This window comes from Aquimarina sp. U1-2 (assembly GCF_017897595.1).
Lineage (GTDB): Bacteria > Bacteroidota > Bacteroidia > Flavobacteriales > Flavobacteriaceae > Aquimarina.
The window spans coordinates 288,764-307,453 of record NZ_JAGKIK010000004.1 but is presented as its reverse complement, the minus strand read 5'-3'; the positions used below and the strand labels follow the sequence as shown (position 1 = coordinate 307,453).

Annotated in this window: 13 protein-coding genes; 4 read left to right on the top strand and 9 right to left on the bottom strand. The window is 35.1% G+C overall.

Annotated elements, in window-relative coordinates; translation table 11 throughout:
• The first annotated feature begins 5 nt into the window (after nt 1-5).
• A complete protein-coding gene (locus J8281_RS08020; RefSeq protein ID WP_210197097.1) occupies nt 6-485 on the top strand; it encodes a hypothetical protein in 480 nt (159 codons plus the stop codon).
• Nucleotides 486-865: 380 nt separating this feature from the next.
• On the top strand, nt 866-2,512 hold the full coding sequence (locus J8281_RS08015) for a glycosyl hydrolase family 18 protein (protein WP_210197096.1): 1,647 nt from the start codon (nt 866-868) through the stop codon (nt 2,510-2,512).
• Nucleotides 2,513-2,583: 71 nt separating this feature from the next.
• Here the strand turns inward: J8281_RS08015 and J8281_RS08010 are convergent, their stop codons facing one another.
• From J8281_RS08010 to tsaD, 6 genes are all read right to left on the bottom strand, one after another.
• On the bottom strand, nt 2,584-3,861 hold the full coding sequence (locus J8281_RS08010; protein WP_210197095.1) for a class I SAM-dependent methyltransferase: 1,278 nt from the start codon (nt 3,859-3,861) through the stop codon (nt 2,584-2,586).
• Nucleotides 3,862-4,950 carry an AI-2E family transporter gene (locus J8281_RS08005; protein WP_210197094.1) on the bottom strand — a complete coding sequence of 363 codons (1,089 nt, stop codon included), beginning with the start codon at nt 4,948-4,950 and terminating at the stop codon, nt 3,862-3,864.
• A 754-nt stretch (nt 4,951-5,704) separates the two neighbouring features.
• Nucleotides 5,705-6,226 carry a TrmH family RNA methyltransferase gene (locus J8281_RS08000; protein ID WP_210197093.1) on the bottom strand — a complete coding sequence of 174 codons (522 nt, stop codon included), beginning with the start codon at nt 6,224-6,226 and terminating at the stop codon, nt 5,705-5,707.
• The gene (locus J8281_RS07995) at nt 6,226-6,867 is read right to left on the bottom strand and encodes a DUF4159 domain-containing protein (RefSeq protein WP_210197092.1); all 642 of its coding nucleotides are present in this window, start codon (nt 6,865-6,867) and stop codon (nt 6,226-6,228) included. Before J8281_RS07995 ends, J8281_RS08000 begins: the two co-directional genes overlap by 1 nt.
• 108 nt (nt 6,868-6,975) lie before the next feature.
• Complete coding sequence (locus tag J8281_RS07990; protein WP_210197091.1) at nt 6,976-7,680, bottom strand: 16S rRNA (uracil(1498)-N(3))-methyltransferase; 705 nt, start codon at nt 7,678-7,680, stop codon at nt 6,976-6,978.
• Between the two features lie 18 nt (nt 7,681-7,698).
• On the bottom strand, nt 7,699-8,721 hold the full coding sequence (tsaD, locus tag J8281_RS07985; protein WP_210197090.1) for a tRNA (adenosine(37)-N6)-threonylcarbamoyltransferase complex transferase subunit TsaD: 1,023 nt from the start codon (nt 8,719-8,721) through the stop codon (nt 7,699-7,701).
• Between the two features lie 84 nt (nt 8,722-8,805).
• Between tsaD and J8281_RS07980 the strand changes: the two genes are divergently transcribed.
• Both J8281_RS07980 and pfkA read left to right on the top strand, forming a co-directional pair.
• Nucleotides 8,806-13,230, top strand: a complete 4,425-nt coding sequence (locus J8281_RS07980; RefSeq protein ID WP_246849025.1) for a translocation/assembly module TamB domain-containing protein — start codon at nt 8,806-8,808, stop codon at nt 13,228-13,230.
• A gap of 35 nt (nt 13,231-13,265) precedes the next feature.
• Nucleotides 13,266-14,252: a 6-phosphofructokinase gene (gene pfkA, locus J8281_RS07975; protein WP_210197089.1), complete on the top strand. Its 987-nt coding sequence runs from the start codon at nt 13,266-13,268 to the stop codon at nt 14,250-14,252.
• 51 nt (nt 14,253-14,303) lie between these two features.
• Here pfkA and J8281_RS07970 read toward each other — a convergent pair whose 3' ends face one another.
• The 3 genes from J8281_RS07970 to J8281_RS07960 form a co-directional block, all read right to left on the bottom strand.
• Nucleotides 14,304-15,080, bottom strand: coding sequence for a hypothetical protein (locus tag J8281_RS07970; RefSeq protein ID WP_210197088.1), 777 nt, complete (start codon nt 15,078-15,080; stop codon nt 14,304-14,306).
• Between the two features lie 175 nt (nt 15,081-15,255).
• Complete coding sequence (locus J8281_RS07965) at nt 15,256-15,636, bottom strand: RidA family protein (RefSeq protein ID WP_210197087.1); 381 nt, start codon at nt 15,634-15,636, stop codon at nt 15,256-15,258.
• Between the two features lie 88 nt (nt 15,637-15,724).
• Nucleotides 15,725-18,508 (bottom strand): putative LPS assembly protein LptD, encoded by a 2,784-nt coding sequence (locus tag J8281_RS07960; RefSeq protein ID WP_210197086.1) that lies wholly within the window; start codon nt 18,506-18,508, stop codon nt 15,725-15,727.
• Between the last annotated feature and the right edge of the window lie 182 nt (nt 18,509-18,690).

The window sequence follows — 18,690 nt, the reverse complement described above, 5'->3', positions numbered from 1 at the left end:
TATACATGAAGATAGTAATACTGCTTTTAGTAATTTGTTCATTGAATTTGAATACAGAAGATATTGGCATGGAACAGATTAGAGCATCATACAGAGTTTGTAGTACATCCAAAGAAAATGCAGAACAGTTTTATGATCTTACTAAAAAAGCGCTGCGCAACGAGGCTGCAATTTATAAAGGCTATCATGGGGCGGCGTTGGCTTTGAAAGCATCATTTTCGTGGAATCCTATTAGTAAGTTATCGTATTTCAACAAAGGGAAAAAAATGATTGAACATGCTATCAAATTAGACCCGGATAATGTCGAATTACGCATGATACGAGTAAGTATACAATCTAATGTCCCCAAAGTTATAGGGTATTATGAAAATATTGAAGAGGATAAAAATTTTATTCTTGATAATGTAAGTACGATTACTTCTTCATCATTAAAGGAATATATCCAGGGCTTTATCGAATATTCTGAAGTTTTTTCAAAATCTTAAAATATCTTTAGAGACCAGTAGTTAGTTACCTATAGAAATATGACGCTATAGTACTACTGTCGGGTTGAACCCTTCGTCTGCGCTTAGGACAGGCTTAATCGAAACCTATTTTACGAAAACGAAATGTTCTCGATTGTGCTCAAACAAACATGCAGTAAGATTTTAAAGTGGAAGTGGTAGTAAACCAGTTCAATGCTTACTTAGAATTCTTCAAAAGCTTTTCATCTTTACGTTTAAGCGACAATTTTTAGTCGTTAAGCTAAAAAAAGAGATACTAGAAGTTCTTTCTACTATATTGTAGAGTAACCAAGGGTTTTACACTATTCTCTTACATCGACTCCCTTTGTTACTATCAACATCAACTCTAAAACTAACGTATTATGAAAAAAACGTACTACTCATTTCCACTTATTTTTTTAGTAGCTCTATTATTTGCCGTTCAAGGGTATTCGCAAAAAAGAGTAGGTTACATCCAAAGTTGGAAGTCGCAAGTAACCGCAGATCAAGCCTCAAAACTTACTCATGTTATCTATTCATTCGTTACCATACATCCCGATCTGGATGGTAAGTTAAATACAATAGACGGTAATTATCTTCGCACGATGGTATCGATAACACATCAACAAGGAGCCAAAGCTATTCTTGCTGTAGGAGGATGGTTTCCTTGTAGTTATGCTTATCAAGGTGGTGCCTGCGCTGCCGATGGTAATCCCGAAGCATTTGATGCAGTTTCACGAGGCAATGCCCGAACAAATTTTGTAAACAATCTTTACAATATGGTTATGCAATACGACCTAGATGGTATTGATTTGGATTGGGAATATCCTAGCGCTGCAAGTCAAAGACTCTACGTCGATTTACTATCGGCTCTAAGAGCAAAGATGAACACGCATCCGTCAAAACGATTAGAACTTTCTGCAGCTGTTCCTGCTTCGGCATACCGAGGCCAACATTTTACAACGGCGGCGCTTCGCTATTTAGATGATGTACACATCATGGCATACGATGCGAGCCCAAGAATAAATCACGCTACGTATACTTTTGCAGCAAACGCTATTAATTATTGGCAGGGTAGAGGAGTTGCCAGTTCCAAATTACAATTGGGTCTTCCGTTCTATGGATGGAATTCAAGCGGAAGTTCTAAAGCGTATAAAGATATCGTGGCTGCCGATGCTAGTGCTCCTAATAAAGTATATCCAAATAACAATACTTGTGATCAATCTAATGGTTATGGTTACAATGCAAAAAAACTGATACGAGACAAAGTACAACTAGCGCTAAGTGAAAAGATCGGTGGTATCATGATTTGGGCTATTGATCAAGATCATGCTAATCCTTCGATTTCTTTATTAAATACTATCGATACCGAGTTGAATGGTGGAGGTAGTGGCGGTGATGGTGGTGGATCAGGAGATTCTTGTACTCCCTGGGCTACAGGTACGTCATATGCAGTTGGCGATATTGTAACCTATAATGGAAGCAATTATATTTGTGTTCATGCCAATCCGGGCTATAATCCTGTGATTAGCACGTGGTTCTGGGATCCTACATCTCGTAACTGCGATAGCGGCGGCGGTGGAGGAGCTTGTGCAGCCTGGTCCTCTGGAACTCAATATTATAGAGGCAACATCGTTTCTTATCAAGGATCAAATTATATATGTGAGTATGATAACCCTGGATATAACCCAGTAATTAGTACATGGTTTTGGGATCCTACCTCGGCTAGCTGTAGATCATCGGCAAAAGGAACTGCTACTGAAAAGAACGAAAATTTTGATGCACACATATATCCTAATCCTTTACAGGCAACCATACTTAATATTAATATTACATCAGATGAAAGCTCATCAACTCATATTGAAATAGTAGACCTTCAGGGGAGAGTGGTTAGAAAGGCAGCACTGGGTGCGCTAAAAACAAGAAATACTACTTTTCAATTGAATGTTTCTGATCTTCGATCGGGTGTATATATCATTAATATAAGTACAGATCATGGTAAGGCGACCAAAAGACTTCATGTGCTTTAAAAAACTCTAGTCATATATATTAAATAAAAGCTGTCTGAATCTAGAAAAAATATACTTCATAAAATCTAGATTTAGATAGCTTTTTTACAATGAATTACAATCTTTTTGTTGTTCACATCGGTTGTAAAAAAGAGATAATTATCTCCTCCCTCCTTAATTTTGAGCTTTTTTCTTAATTTAGAGACACTTTCGGGGAAGTTACGTATTGTAACATTGGCTTTGTGAAATCCTGCCTTAGCAATGATTTTTTTCTGAAATGGAAGAATTGCTATGATTTCAAAAATTCTTCCGGGGAAATCTTCTCGCTTATTAGATGTATATAAATGAGAATGAAGATGCAATTTCTCTAAAGCATGATGATGTCCCACGCTTAAAAAACCACCACTTTTCAAAATAGCTGCATTGGGTTCGTATAAAAATGATTTAGGTATTCCTAATTTTGGTGATTGTAATGCCTCTTCTTTCAGTATAAAATTAAACCTTTGCGCATTTTCAAATTGAGCTTTAAATATATCAAGATTTTTGTTGAAAATATGGTCTCTCTTCAATTTCTTCGTTTGAGCCTCACTTTGACTATGGGTGTGATTTCTTGAAAAATTAATTGTTTTAACTATAGTATGTCCCTCAAATTCTTTTTCCAGAACCCAAAGCAATTCTTTGACTTCATTTTTAACCGCGATAATATGAATCTCTTTTACATATTTCAAAGCATTAATTCCTGTTTTTAGGTCCAATAATGGCGAAGTTTTGATTAAAACGTTTGTACTCCTTTCAAAAAAACTGTCAATATTTTCAGGAACATTAGGTAAACAATCTTCAAGAAAAAAAACCTTACCCTTGCTATCATGTCGTCTGGATGGGTCTATGTAAATCCAATCTACCTTAGTGAAGGTATTCAATACTTCTAATCCGTCACCATCAACAGTTTGAATATTGGCAATATCCATAGTCTCGAAATTATAAGATGCAATTTTACTGAGGGACGCATTAATTTCACAATGAATTACGTGTTTCATTCTTTTGGCAAAAAAGTAATCGTCAATTCCAAAACCACCGGTAATATCAATTAGAGTATCGCCTGAAACCAGTTGACTTTTGTAAAAAGCAGTTATTTCTGAAGATGTTTGTTCTAGATGAAGTGTTGGCGGATAGTAGATGTTCTTTCTGCCATACCATGATGGAAGTTTGTGTTTGATTCTTAATCTTCCGCTGATCTGTTGTGCTAACTCCCGAATTGCAATATCAGTAAATGGACTACCTTTTAGTATTAATTTGTTGATATCGATTGCCTGATCAGACTGTTCAACGATAAATTGTTGTACCTCTTTATGTAACAATTGGGAATTCAATTACAGATCTTTGGTTAGTGTTTTTACAATTTTGTATTTAGACAAAAATTCTTTGGCAATCACTTTGATTGCAGTATAAAAAGGTACAGCAACAATAAGTCCACCAATACCAAATAGTAGTCCAAAAATAAGAATGGCTAAAAATATCTCTAGTGGATGCGATTTTACACTGGTTCCGAAAATCAAGGGCTGATTTAAAAAGTTATCAATGAATTGAATGATAAGATATCCTATTAATATATACGAAAGCTTAGGTAGTATTACCGTAGAGAAATCAAATCCTAAATGACTAGTCGTTGCCAGTAGTAACACAAAAATACCGCCAAATAACGGACCGATATACGGAATGAGGTTGAAAATAGCTGCGATCAAAGCAACGGCAATAGCATTGTTTACTTCAAAAATGAGTAACAAAATAGCGTAAAGCACAAACAGAATAAAAATTTGTAACAGTAAACCTACAAAATAGCGAGATAATAAGTCTTTAATTTTACTAAAAGCTTGTATAAATTTGGTTTCATCTCCATTTTTTGCAAAAACCAGTAAACTGTTCTCTAGTAATTGACTATCCTTCAATAAGAAAAAGGAAATGAACAATACCGAAAATAAACCGATCAATACGGCTCCAAAACCACTTAAAAACGAATTAATAGTATTAGGTACGGCTTTAAGGTCAAAAAATTGAACAAGGTCTGTTTTTCTTACGAGTTCTAGTAAACTTAGTTTTTCTACATTGAAATAGTCACTTACTTCTTGATTGAGTTGATCGAGGTCATCACCCAATTTATTAACATTTATTTCTCCAATAAGCTGACCCTGTTCGATAACAATAGGAACAAATAAAGTAAAGATGCTAAAAAAAAGAAAAATAGTAAGTATTAACGTGCAAACAACAGCTAATGTGTTGTTGAACTTGAGTTTTCTTTTTAAAACAGATACCAATGGTCGCCCCATTAGAGAAATAACTGCTGCAAATGCAATATATACCAGTACAGATTGTATTTTGTACAGAAACCATAACAATCCCAAAACTCCTACAATAATGGCAACCGCCCTAATGATTCCGTACGCGATTGTATTTGAATTCATAGTCTGTGTTTCATTAAAAATGCAAAATCCGGGTTAACGTTGCGAAGGTACTGTTTTTGGTGCAAAGTGTGTTATGTTATTTGGTAGTGAGTAGTCAGTAATGAGTATTAAGTACGAAGTATTGTTGGTTTTCGAGATATTCCCTCCTTGAGGAGGGCAAGGGAGGTGTTTTTTAATTCAGAATTTAGAATTCTGAATTATGAATGTGAGAAATGGGATATGTAAAATGTAAAACTTAAAATTTTATATGAATATCCGTAATTTAACCTAAACGGTTTGCGGCAAGCTGAATACTGAAACGAGTTCAGCACAGGCTCGTTTCAGCTTCTCATCTCAATCTGCTGAAAATAAAGGTAATGAGATCCTGAAATGAATTCAGGATGACTTTTCAGTTAAATTTGAAATATAATAATGGACAATCAATATTTAAAATGAAAAATGTAAAAGTTGAATATACTCATTACTTAATACTATATAAAATCATAAAGGTATTCCCTCCTTGAGGAGGGCAAGGGAGGTGTTTTTTAATTCAGAATGTAGAATTCAGAATGATGAACGTTAGAAATGTAAAATGTAAAAGTACAAAGTATTAAGTAAAGAATTAGGAATAATTCCCTCCTTGAGAACGGCAAGGGAGGTGTTTTTTAATTCAGAATTCAAAATTCAGAATTATGAAATCTAAAATGTAAAATGAAAAACTTAAAATTTTAAAGTAAAAAACACTAATTACTTAATACTCATTACTAAATACTAACTACTCACGACTACCAAGTACTTTATTCGTGATTTCATATAAAGCAATACCCGTAGCTGTGGCGACGTTCATACTACTGTTATTGCCGTACATATTAATATGAACACTTTCTTTTGAAAGATCCAGGGCTTTTTCAGAAACTCCAGAATTTTCTTCGCCTACAACAAGGGCTATTTTTTCTAAGGGAGTTACAGTGTATGAAGAAACTGGAATACTTTTTGCAGTTATTTCCAAAGATAAAATAGTATAATTGTCTGTTCTTAATTGTTCGATCACAGCCGTAATATCTTCAGACTGCTCAAAAGGAATAATCTCGTGTGTCGCTCGTGCTGTACGTTGCATACGTTTGCTAACTACGGTAATATCTTTACCACAAAAGTATATTTTTTCGACACCAAAGCTATCAGCTATTCTAAAAATACTACCAATATTTGCAGGAGAACAAACGCGATCACAAACGATAACTATAGAAAATTTTTTATTGATGAATTTATTGGCATCGTGATGTAATTGTTGATTCATTAATTTTGAAATGCATATTTAATGATATTAGCACCCATCTGTAGCGCTTTTAACCTAATTTCTTCAGGGTCATTATGAACTTCTGGATTCTCCCAGCCATCACCAAGATCACTTTCAAAAGTAAATAAAACGAGTACCCTGCCTTCATGTAAAATACCCATAGCTTGTGGACGTTTCCCATCATGTTCATGAATTTTTGGTAGTCCTTTCGGAAAGTTGAAATGAGAAGAAAAAATAGGATGTGTCATCGGGAGTTCGACCAATTCTTTATCAGGAAAAATTTTAACAAGTTCTTTTGTCACATAAGGTTCCATTCCGTAATTGTCATCAATATGCAGAAATCCGCCACTTAGCAAATAGTCTCTCAAATTACTAGCATCTTGATCGGTGAAGAAAACGTTTCCATGACCCGTCATATGGATATACGGATATTGAAAAATATCAACACTTTCGGGTTTCACTGTTTTTGGTGTATTGGTTATAGTAGTATTAATGTTTTGATTGCAAAATTTTATAAGATTAGGTAGTGCGGTAGGATTGCTGTACCAATCTCCACCACCATTGTAATGAAGGATAGCAATGTCTTGAGCATTAATTGAGACAAAACATAATAAAAATAGTATAGCGGTCGTATTTCTCATCCGAATTTATATCTAAAATCAAACCTAAAAGTAAGTAAAAAAAATCATTTTACAGCTCCTCATAAAAAGTCAAGACGAGTTCTTAATTAAAAGTCGTCTACTTCAATATTAAAAATTGACAAACGCAACACTATGCGCCGCTACAATTGCAGCAGTTTCGGTTCTTAATCTGGTTTCTGCCAGACTAACTGGAGCATATCCGTATTGAATAGCTAAGTCTATTTCTTTAGTAGAAAAATCCCCTTCAGGACCTATAAGTATAGTAATGCCAGTACCTGGTTGAAGTTCATTTTTAAGTGTTTTTTTTGTAGTTTCTTCGCAGTGTGCTATAAAACATTGTTCGTCTTTATTTTTTTTTATAAAATCAGAAAATGAGATGGCAGTATTGAGTTTTGGTAGATAGCACTGCAATGATTGTTTCATAGCACCTTGTAGTATACGATCGTACCGCTCTTTTTTAATAACTTTTCGCTCACTATGATCACATAGGATGGGAGTGATTTGATCGATACCAATCTCGGTAGCTTTTTCTAGAAACCATTCATATCGATCATTCATTTTGGTAGGGGCTACGGCCAAGTGCAATGTGTATGGTTTTTTAGATTGTTGTTCTACAGATTCGATTACTGCAGCGCATTTTGAAGGGTTGGCCGTAGTGAGACGAGCTTTAAAAAGTTTCCCTTTTCCGTTTGTTATTGCGAGTACAGTACCTTCGGTTTTGCGCAATACTTTTGCAATATGTTTACTTTCTTCCCTTGAAAAGGTAATAGTATCACTTATTTCAGATAAAGAATGATTATAAAATAATTGCATAGGATTACGATACAGGACTTAAAATTTTACTCGAGCTTTAGCTACAACATTCATATCGGTAAACTGGTTTTTCATAAATTTTAAGTGTCCAACAATACCTATCATGGCTGCATTATCTGTAGTATATTCAAATTTCGGAATATAGGTTTTCCAACCGTATGTGTGTTCTTCCTCTTTAAGTGCTTTTCGGATACCTGAATTGGCTGAAACTCCGCCTCCTATGGCAATTCTTTTAATTCCCGTTTGTTTAGAAGCTTTTTTTAGTTTATCAATAAGAATATTGATAATCGTATATTGAAGCGATGCACAAATATCATTAAGGTGATCCTTGATAAAGTTTGGGTCTTCTTTTACTTTTTTCTGAATAAAATAGAGTACCGCTGTTTTGAGTCCACTAAAGCTAAAATTCAATTCACTTACTTTAGGTTTTGGAAAAGAAAATGCCTTTGGGTTCCCAAGTTGTGCATATTTATCTATTAATGGTCCTCCTGGATAAGGTAATCCTAAAATTTTGGCACTTTTGTCAAAAGCTTCGCCCACAGCATCGTCAATAGTCTCACCAATAATTTGCATATCGAAGTGGTCGTTAACTTTAACTATTTGTGTATGACCACCACTTATTGTCATTGCCAAAAAAGGAAATTCAGGTTGTTCGAAGTCCTCTTCTTCTATAAAATGTGCCAAAATATGAGCCTGCATATGATGAACATTAATTAGGGGTATTTCTAGTGCAAGAGCCAAAGACTTGGCAAAAGATGTTCCTACAAGTAAAGAACCCATAAGTCCGGGACCTTGAGTAAATGCAATAGCGCTAAGCTCTGTTTTATTTATTTTGGCCTGTTTTATGGCTTGATCGATCACCGGAACGATATTTTGCTGATGCGCTCTGGATGCCAGTTCTGGTACGACACCCCCATATTGTTCATGTATTTTTTGTGAGGCTACAACATTTGATAAAACTTTTCCGTTGCATAATACGGCTGCCGAGGTATCGTCACATGAAGACTCAATACCTAAAATGTATATTTTTTGTAGTTTCATTATGAGGAAAAGGGCATAGAAATTGTTAATATTGTCTACAAAGTTAAAACAATAAAACGTATCAAAAAATTAAGGAAAATATTGTTGAGGACATTTCTTGTTCTTTTATCACTTTCTGCGTTTATCATAGTCACATTTTCAATTCCTGACGTGCAAACTTTTGTAGGTAAAAAAGCTACCGACTATTTAAATTCAGAATTTGGCGTAAACATCAATATTAAAGGTATAGGATTAACTTATGCCGGTGCGATACGGTTGGATGATGTTTTGGTTCGAGATCATCATCAAGATACGTTACTATATGCCGGTAGCATACGAACCTCTGTAGGAAGTATGAGGGATATACTTAATAACAGGCCAGAATTGGGAGATGTTGCTATCGAAGATCTTATAGTACAAATGAAAATCTATGCGAATGAAACAAGTGACAATCTCATGACGTTTATTCGTAAATTTAGAAGCGATAGTGTACCAGCTTCGAGCAATAGGTTTTTGCTTACCACAGAACAAATCGGTATTGCAAACGGCAGATACAGTTTTATAAACGAAAATCTAAATCACCCCGACGTTATACAATATTCAAATATAGAGTTGGATGCAGAAAATTTAATGGTAGATGGTCCAGATGTGTATATTAATGTTAATCATTTAAAGTTTGATGATAAAAGGGGATTAAAAGTAACCCATTTACAAACTTGTTTTTCGGTAAAACCTGAGGAAATGAATTTTCAGGAACTGCGTATCGAAACCATTAATTCTAATATCACAGGAGATATTCGCTTTGCATATCAAGAGGGCGGGTTAAGCGATTTTGTAAATAAAGTAACGATCGATGCCATTTTTGATCGTGCCAAAGTCTCTACGAACGACTTAATTCCTTTTTATAAAGAGTTCGGCAAAAATCAACGGTTTACCATGCGAAATACCTCTATTACAGGTACGCTTAATAATTTTGAAATACGAAACGCAAACATTTCTGGGCTCGATCGGTCTTCTGTTAAGGGGGACATACGAATTCAAAATGCAGTAACTAATGCTTCCAAATTTAAATTAGACGGGGATTTTGATAACCTTACCACCAACTATTACGACCTTATTAATTTATTACCCAGGGTTTTAGGAAATTCGCTTCCTCATCAATTATATCAATTTGGAAGTGTAATGGCTATTGGCAATGCTATAGTGACTACAAAGGCAGTAGACTTGGATATGGATTTCTTTTCTCAATTAGGAAAATTGAATGCATTTGTTTTATTGCAAAATCTTGATGATCTCACCCAGTCTACTTATAATGGAAACGTAATCTCAAATAATTTTAATCTAGGTCAACTCTTGGGGCAAAAGGCTGTAGGTAATGCTGCTTTTAATATTCATGTAGATGGTAGTGGGTTTACGTTGGAAAGTTTAAATACCAAAATCGAAGGAGATATTAATAAGCTAGAAGCAAACGGCTACACATACACCAATATGAAGGCATTGGGAAATCTAAAGGATAGGGTATTTGATGGTGATTTCAGTTCACAAGACCCTAATGCCAGATTAACGTTTAAAGGTATTGCCGACCTATCTGAAAAAATAAACAATTACGATTTTGTCGCTAATATTGATCATCTGGACCTCAATAAACTTAATATTTTTACCAGGGATAGTATATCTATTCTTAATGGTGATGTGTATATGGATATGAAAGGTACCGGTATTAATGATGCTTTTGGAACCATTTCATTTGCCAAAACATTATACACCAACCAAAATGCAGGATACTATTTTGAAGATTTTGATATCACTTCTAGTTTTGATAATAACAATATAAGAACCATTACGATAAATAGTCCCGACATTGTAGAAGGGAGCGTAGAGGGTATATTTAGAATTGAAAACGTATATGATCTGTTCAGAAATTCTATTGGCAGTTTATATACCAATTTTGAAGCTACAGAAATTACAACTGATGAGTTTATGAAGTTTAATTTCAGTATTTACAATAAGATTGTCGATGTTTTTTTTCCAGAAATTCATTTTGAACCTAAAACGTTTATTAAAGGAAAAGTAGAAAGTAATGAATCTGAGTTTAAATTAACGTTTAAATCACCTTCGATAACAGCATTTGGAAACTACTTCGAAGAGGTTGATATCCAGGTAGACAATAAAAATCCACTTTTCAATACCTATGTGGCTATCGATAGTATTGATACAAATTTCTACGATGCTTCAGCGTTTAGTTTAATCAATGTAACATTAAATGACACCCTATTCATTCGATCAGAATTTAAAGGAGGGAAAAATAATGTAGATAATTTCAACCTCGAATTTTATCACACGATAAACGAACAAAACAATTCTGTAATCGGGTTACGAAAATCAGATTTTACGTACAAAGGCTATACATGGTATGCAAATCGTGAGAAGAATAAAAATGAAAATAAGGTTATTTTTGATAACGGTTTCGAAAATGTGGATATACAATCATTAGTATTGATCTACCAAGATGAGGAAATAAAAATCGATGGAGTCACGAGGGGAGATGAATATAAAAATATCAAGGCTACCTTCGATCAAGTCGATTTTCATAAAATAACACCTAGAATAGACAGTCTCGATTTTGCCGGGATCGTAAATGGTGAGCTAGCTATACTTCAGGAAAATGGAGCATATTATCCTAATTCTACTATACAGATAGATGATCTCGAAATTAATCGTACAGGTTTGGGAACATTAAAATTAGATGTGGCGGGTAATGAAAATTTGACCGAATATGAAGTAGATACAAAACTCGTGAATAATGAAGGTCAGCAAACACTATCGGCAACTGGTGCTATTAATGTTTCTGCAGGAAATCCATCTATTAATGTAGATTTAGATTTGAATGCGTTTGATATTTCAGAATTTAGCGCATTAGGAAGTATTATAGTATCGAATATTCGCGGATTTGTATCTGGGCAAGCTAAAATCTCAGGAAATTATAAAAATCCGTCTATCGATGGCGCTTTGTCTTTACAACAAGTCGGACTCACATTTCCTTATTTAAATGTTGATTTTGATTTTGAAAATGGCGCACAAATTCTATTGAACAAACAACGCTTTGTTTTTGATAACATAAATATTACAGATACCAAATACAATACCGATGGTATATTGGCGGGGTATATTGCGCATCGACGCTTTTCTAAATGGGATCTGGGCTTAGAAATTTTGGCGAAAGAAAGACTTTTGGTGTTGGATACCGAGGGTGACGAAGAATCTTTATATTATGGTACCGGGTTTATTAGTGGAGATGCCAGAATAAGTGGTCCGACCGACGAATTGGTAATCGATGTTAATGCAACTACCGAGGAGGGAACTATTTTTAAAATCCCATTGAACGAAACAGAATCTATAGGAGATAACGCGTATATACATTTCTTAAGCCCTGACGAAAAACAGGCACGGCTAGAAGGGAAAGAGATTGAGCTAGAAGATATTAAAGGACTGGAACTCAATTTTGAGCTAGATGTAAATGATAATGCTGAGGTTGAAATAGTTATTGATAAAAATACAGGTAGTACATTGAAAGGGCGTGGCGCAGGAACTTTGCTGATAGAAATCAATACCAACGGAAAGTTTAATATGTGGGGTGATTTTGTGGCTTATGAAGGAAGCTATAACTTTAGGTACGGGGCTTTTGTAGAGAAAATCTTTACGGTTCGGGATGGAGGAACTATCAATTGGGATGGTAGTCCTACAAGAGCAGTTCTCGATCTTAGTGCTGTCTACAAAACTGAAGCAAATCCGGCCATTTTGTTAGAAAGTACTTCCATTAATCGAGAAATACCTGTAGAAGTAGTGGTAGATCTACGAGGGCAGTTAATACAGCCAGATATTAATTTTAATATTGAGTTTCCTAACCTTAGTTCGGTAGTACAAAGTGAATTGGATTATAGACTTAGTGATCAGGCAAATATGGAGCTGCAAGCTTTATCCCTGGTATCTTCTGGTCAATTCTATAACGGCTCTTTAAACACAGGTGCTATTACAGGTGGCCTGGTGGCAGAGCGTGCCTCTAGCTTGTTTAACGGTATATTTTCTGATGAAGATGATAAATTTCAAGTAGGACTTAACTATGTACAAGGGGTTAGTACCCTGGATCAGGAAAATAATGATCAATTTGGACTTACACTTTCAACACAAATAAACAATAGAATCTTAATTAACGGTAGAGTCGGGGTGCCGGTTGGCGGAGTAAACGAATCTGCCGTTGTAGGAGATGTAGAGGTAGAGTATCTTTTTAATGAAGAAGGCACGCTACGCGGAAAGATTTTTAATCGCCAAGATGAAATACAGTTCATAGGGACTGCGAATCAAGGTTATGAGCAAGGTATAGGACTTTCATATTCGGTAGATTTTGATAATTTTGGTGAACTTTACAGAAAGATTTTTAAAAATAAAAAAGTGAAGGATTCAATAGCACAACCTAAAGATACGGTTAACATAGAAACTCAGGATTTTATTAACTTTACTGAAAAAAATTAAATAATCATTAATAACCAACTAAAGACGACGATTGCATGGCAAAAGAAATAAGAACCATTGGTGTAATGACCTCTGGTGGAGATGCTCCCGGTATGAACGCTGCTATTCGTGCAGTAGCAAGAGCCTGCGCTTATTATAACGTGAATTGTATAGGCTTTTATAGAGGGTTTCAGGGGATGATTGAAGGAGATCATTGTGTTCTTAATGCCAGAAGTGTACGAAACATTATAAGTCGGGGAGGAACAATCTTAAAATCTGCCCGATCTGAAGAATTTAGAACTAAAGAAGGAAGAAGAAAAGCAGCTAAGCAACTCGATAAATTAGAGGTAGATGCTATGGTATTAATCGGTGGAGACGGAACGTTTAGAGGCGGACAAATTTTTAGCAAAGAACACGAAGTTCCTGTTATTGGCGTACCGGGTACCATCGACAATGATATTTTAGGAACAAATTATACTATAGGATATGATACTGCCTTAAATACTGTTATAGAAGCTATTGATAAAATTAGAGATACAGCAAGTTCTCACGATCGATTGTTTTTTGTAGAAGTGATGGGTCGTGATGCAGGATTTATTGCCTTAAATACAGGTGTTGGCGCCGGAGCGGAAGAAATTCTAATCCCGGAAGAAGATCTTGGGTTGGATAGGCTTTTAGAATCCTTGAAGCGTAGCAAAAGATCTGGAAAATCTTCTAGTATCGTGGTAGTAAGTGAAGGTGATAAAATTGGTAAGAATGTGTACGAACTTGCAGAATATGTTATTGAAAATATGCCGAATTACGATGTTAGAGTAACCGTATTAGGGCACATGCAACGGGGCGGTTCTCCTTCATGTTTTGATAGAACATTAGCGAGTAGATTATGTGTTAAAGCAGTAGAGTTGTTACTAGACGGTAAAAAAAATGTTATGGTAGGGCTTATCAATAATAAAATAGCGGCCACAAGTTTTGACGAAGGGCTCTCTGGTGATCATGAAATTAACAAAGAACTTCTACGAATTTCAGATATACTTTCTACCTAAGATGATATCGCTGGGTATCTACTTTAGAAGAACAATAAAAAGTAAATCTTCTTAGTTTCTTAAAATTTCTGCGCTTATAATTTCATTAAGTTTTGGATGTATTTGGTAATACATTTTAAATACACCGTTAACACGGTCGGCGTCAGTTATTTCAGGAAATTTTAGATAACTAGTTCCTGTACCGGGAGGCCAGGCAGCAGATTCAGCCAGTACTGCAATTTTTTTATCGCGAATCCCTAATTCTTTAACAACAAGTCCATTAGTTTTGCCATCATTTCTTTTAGCAATTACATATGTTGCTTTTTGAATCTTACCCGTATCTGGATTAAGTCTGGCAATTATAGATACTTTTGACCCACCGCCAGTACCATAATTAGTTTGATATACGCCAGAAAATGCATTATCTTCTATTGCCTGTGAGGTAATGTAACTGGCATTGTTACTGCCACCAACTACAGTAAAAACTACCCAAGGGATATCATTATTGTCAATAAAAATAAGGGTTGTTCTACCATCAACTTCAGATTTTTCATGCTCAATGTACCATAGCGTTTCGCCTGATAAATTTTTCTTTCTTACAAATGGGTCTTGATTAATGTCAGAAACTTGGTTAAAACCTACTTCATAGGTATTACCTTGTTTATCTGTTGCAGTCGTAGCACTTGTGAAATCAATATCTTCAAGGTCTGGATTAGATCCAGTATCATTATTTTCATTTTGACTATCGTCATCAGAACAATTAATGATAAGTAAGGATAAAAAAAATGTAAAAACTGATTTGTAGATGTACTTAGAAAATTGTGTATTCAGCATGTTCTTTGTCATCATATAGTATTTTAAAGTTAAAATATACAAGGTAAACACTTGTTTTCTTAATTTATTTCGATAGAATGCAGGTATATTGGTGTTATTGACACCGCCAAAGGATATAATAACCCGAAGCTTGCCTCAAAATTGAAAAATTATTTTCTGTAAATGCTTTGTGGGCTTACCCAAAGTTAATTTACTCTGCAGCGATAACCGAAATTTCAACATTCACATATTTGGGTAAGGCAGCTACTTCAACTGTTTCTCGTGCCGGTGCAGTGTCTTCATCAAAATAATTACCATATACTTCATTAACCTGTTCAAAGGTCTTCATATTGCTTAAAAATATAGTAGTTTTTATAACATTATCAAAGGTCATCCCGACTTCTTCAAGAATTGCTTTTAGATTTTGCATCACTTGCTCTGTCTCTTTTTTAATATCACCGGTAACTAATTCTCCCGTTTCTGGATGCATTGCGATTTGACCAGAGGTATACAATGTGCTTCTGTTTAAAATAGCCTGGTTGTAAGGACCTATAGGGGCAGGAGCTTTACCCGTTCTAATAATTTTTTTCATAGTTATCGTATTTATAGTGTATTTATGATGTCTTCAAACCTTGACTTTGCATTTGTCACGTTACCAAACCTCAAACCTCATACCTATATTAGAGTTGCCTATCAGGTTCACGTCTTTTATCCCATTTGATATCGCTAAGTGCAGATGATTTTATGCCAATAAAGAAATTCCATGAGGTTCTGTCGCCAAAGGGTAACCAGGTAAAATTCATCATCCAGCTTTGCAAATCTCTTTGAAATCTCAACGTAGTGAAAGTAAATTCCTGAGTCGTAAAATTATAACCCGAAGATGCGCCAACTGACCATCTGGGCGCAAGTTCTACATCACCAGAAAAGTTCACAGCATGGTTTGATATTTCATTCTCTCTTCTTCGATTGCTATAATTCACGTTGTAGGTGAGTCGTAAAGTCCATGGGATTTTATACCTGTAATTCTCGGTGTTTGTGTCAATTTCCTTACTTCGATCCCTATCAAAAGATCGGTCATCGCCAAAATCAGTAACTCCACCAAAAAGATCGTCGGTTCGACCTCCATTTCTAAGGTTTTGATTTTCCAGAGGGTCATCAATGGGTTTTCCTTTTTCAAAATCTTGGCTCGAAAATGAATATCCAAAGTTAACTCCGGCATTGGTTAGTCTAAAAAGGCTACCACCATTTTCGATATTTAATACATCTATTCTATTATTATTATTGTCTAACGCGTACATATCTAGTTGAGCTGTGAAATTGATATCCAACTTATTTTGTATGATAGGAATATTTCCTGTAACAGCGATCGGACTTAGCCTTAAAGAGTCTCCGGCAATATTATAGGCTGTACTAAAATTCAGGTTGTTTAATAACACTACTTTTTTAGGTTCTGTAGCCGTTGTATCCCTGTCTTTCACCTTCATTTCTAGATTATTACTTAATGAAAAACCAATACTGCTTGATAGAACATTGCTAGGAGCACCAAAAAAACCACCTTCAAACCTAGAATATTCGAATTCTGATTCATTGATCTCAGTATCGGGATCATCGGGTTGCGGGTTTTCTAATCGCTCATAGTATTGATCAAATGAAGGATTGATACTATAACTAATCGATGGTCTCATGGTATGGCGAATAGCTTGTATTTTTTTATCTTTTTTGAAATTGAATGTACCATAAATAGTGGTTCCCAGACTGGCAGAAAAGTTATAAGTTCTGTACGCATCAAAACCTTGAATGGTATCTCGTACTATAGCTCCGGCACCTTCATTGGCTTCAGGATCATAATTTTGTTTAATAGTTTCAAAAACCCAGTTTTCAGTATAATTGGTTCCGGCTGTGGCACTTAAATAATTAAAAATCTTGAAATTAGTGCTTATAGGTATCGAATGCTGCATGCCTAAAGAAGCGCCTTCAAACATTTCTGCAGAAAATAGGTCTTCATCGGTGGTAGTTATTCGATTTTCGCCCCTAAAATTGTATTGTGTATTGATATTTTGAATAATCCCGCGTTTTACACCAACTTTTGGGGCAAACGGAAAAACCCTTGAAACACTGGCATTCATATTGGGTAAAGACATGTTTACAATGCCGGTATTGGTGTTAGAATTGTGTGTAGCTGCCAAGTTTATGTTTACTTGCGGATCACCGGGTATAGTTTTCGAATAGGAAACCGAAGAACTAATCTGATTGTTCAAAAAATTACCGGTATTCAATTGATTCGTAGATTGCTGAAAAAAATTACTACTACCAAAATTTACTGAGGCAGAGAACCGTGAATTTGGACTGGCTTTGGCATCTTGGCTATGCGTCCATTGAATGTTATACGTAGTAGTTCTTGCGAAATCTGGAAATCCGCGTTCACTTTGCAGATTGTTTTCATATCTAAATCGTAGATTACCTCTAAACCTATACCGTAAAGCATAAGCTGATTCAACGGCAAAGGTATAACTTCCATTCGTATAATAATCTCCAAGTAAAGTGAGGTCTACATAATCGCTAATAGCGAAGTAATATCCACCATTTTGCAAAAAATAGCCTCTATTATTTTCTTCTCCCGGATTCGGAATAATAAACCCTGAGGTTCTGTCTTCAGACAACGGGAAATATCCAAAAGGCAACCCTAACGGCGTTGGAACATCAGCAATGTACATGTTTACCAATCCGGTTACAATCTTTTTTTTAGGAACAAACTTAATACGCCTTGCGTAAAAATAGTACTCGGGATCTTCAATATCTTCAGAAGTAGTAAATTTTACATTCCGCATATAAATCACAGAATCATTTTCACGTTTTGAAACTTCATTCTTTATTTTAAATCCGTTTTGTTCTGTTCTTGAATTATAAATTAGCGCTTTTTCAGTATCAAAATTAAAACGAATAGAATCTGGTTCTACTACATTTCCACCTTGCTTAAAAATCGGTGATTGCGTATACGCTCCGACAGAATCTTTAATACCATAAGCATATACTTCGCTTTTATCGTTGTCAACAACAATATAACCAGCATTGATTTGCATATCGCCGTAGATGATCTCTGCTTCATTATAGAGATACATTTTATTTTCCCTACGGCTAAGTTGCATATAATCGGTGGCTTTATAATCAACCTTGTCGGTTAAGAACTGAGGTTCTGGTACAACAGAGTCCTGTTTTGTAGAATCCTGCCCTTTTTCGCTCAAAAGTACTTCAGGTTGAATAGTAATAGCTTTGGTAGAATCAACAGTAATAGTATCCTTCTGAGCTGGGATAGGTACCTCTGTAGTTTTATTGGTTTCTTGTGCCGTAATTTGACAAATACAAAAAAGTGAAAAACTTAGTGAATAAAGTATGTATCGTACCGTTGTTTGCAATGGTTTAAATCCTATTTTTGTATAACTATGGCTCAGTTTTTGAAGTGCCAAAATTACATATATTTTTAAAGCTTAGATTGTAATTGATAAAAAAATAAAAAATTATGTCATAAGTAAGGTTCTTAAAGCGTTTAAATAGTAAAGAATCAATACTGTTCGTGTATAATTTTTCATGGTATCAAGAACTATAACAAATACGAAAACGCATAGGCGATGTTTCAAATATTTGGTAA

What these genes read in the sequence shown, in the direction of transcription:
- J8281_RS08020 (WP_210197097.1), top strand. Translation starts at nt 6, where the DNA reads ATGAAGATAGTAATACTGCTTTTAGTAATTTGTTCATTGAATTTGAAT.
- J8281_RS08015 (WP_210197096.1), top strand. Translation starts at nt 866, where the DNA reads ATGAAAAAAACGTACTACTCATTTCCACTTATTTTTTTAGTAGCTCTA.
- J8281_RS08005 (WP_210197094.1), bottom strand. Translation starts at nt 4,950, where the DNA reads ATGAATTCAAATACAATCGCGTACGGAATCATTAGGGCGGTTGCCATT.
- J8281_RS08000 (WP_210197093.1), bottom strand. Translation starts at nt 6,226, where the DNA reads ATGAATCAACAATTACATCACGATGCCAATAAATTCATCAATAAAAAA.
- J8281_RS07995 (WP_210197092.1), bottom strand. Translation starts at nt 6,867, where the DNA reads ATGAGAAATACGACCGCTATACTATTTTTATTATGTTTTGTCTCAATT.
- J8281_RS07990 (WP_210197091.1), bottom strand. Translation starts at nt 7,680, where the DNA reads ATGCAATTATTTTATAATCATTCTTTATCTGAAATAAGTGATACTATT.
- tsaD (WP_210197090.1), bottom strand. Translation starts at nt 8,721, where the DNA reads ATGAAACTACAAAAAATATACATTTTAGGTATTGAGTCTTCATGTGAC.
- pfkA (WP_210197089.1), top strand. Translation starts at nt 13,266, where the DNA reads ATGGCAAAAGAAATAAGAACCATTGGTGTAATGACCTCTGGTGGAGAT.
- J8281_RS07970 (WP_210197088.1), bottom strand. Translation starts at nt 15,080, where the DNA reads ATGATGACAAAGAACATGCTGAATACACAATTTTCTAAGTACATCTAC.
- J8281_RS07965 (WP_210197087.1), bottom strand. Translation starts at nt 15,636, where the DNA reads ATGAAAAAAATTATTAGAACGGGTAAAGCTCCTGCCCCTATAGGTCCT.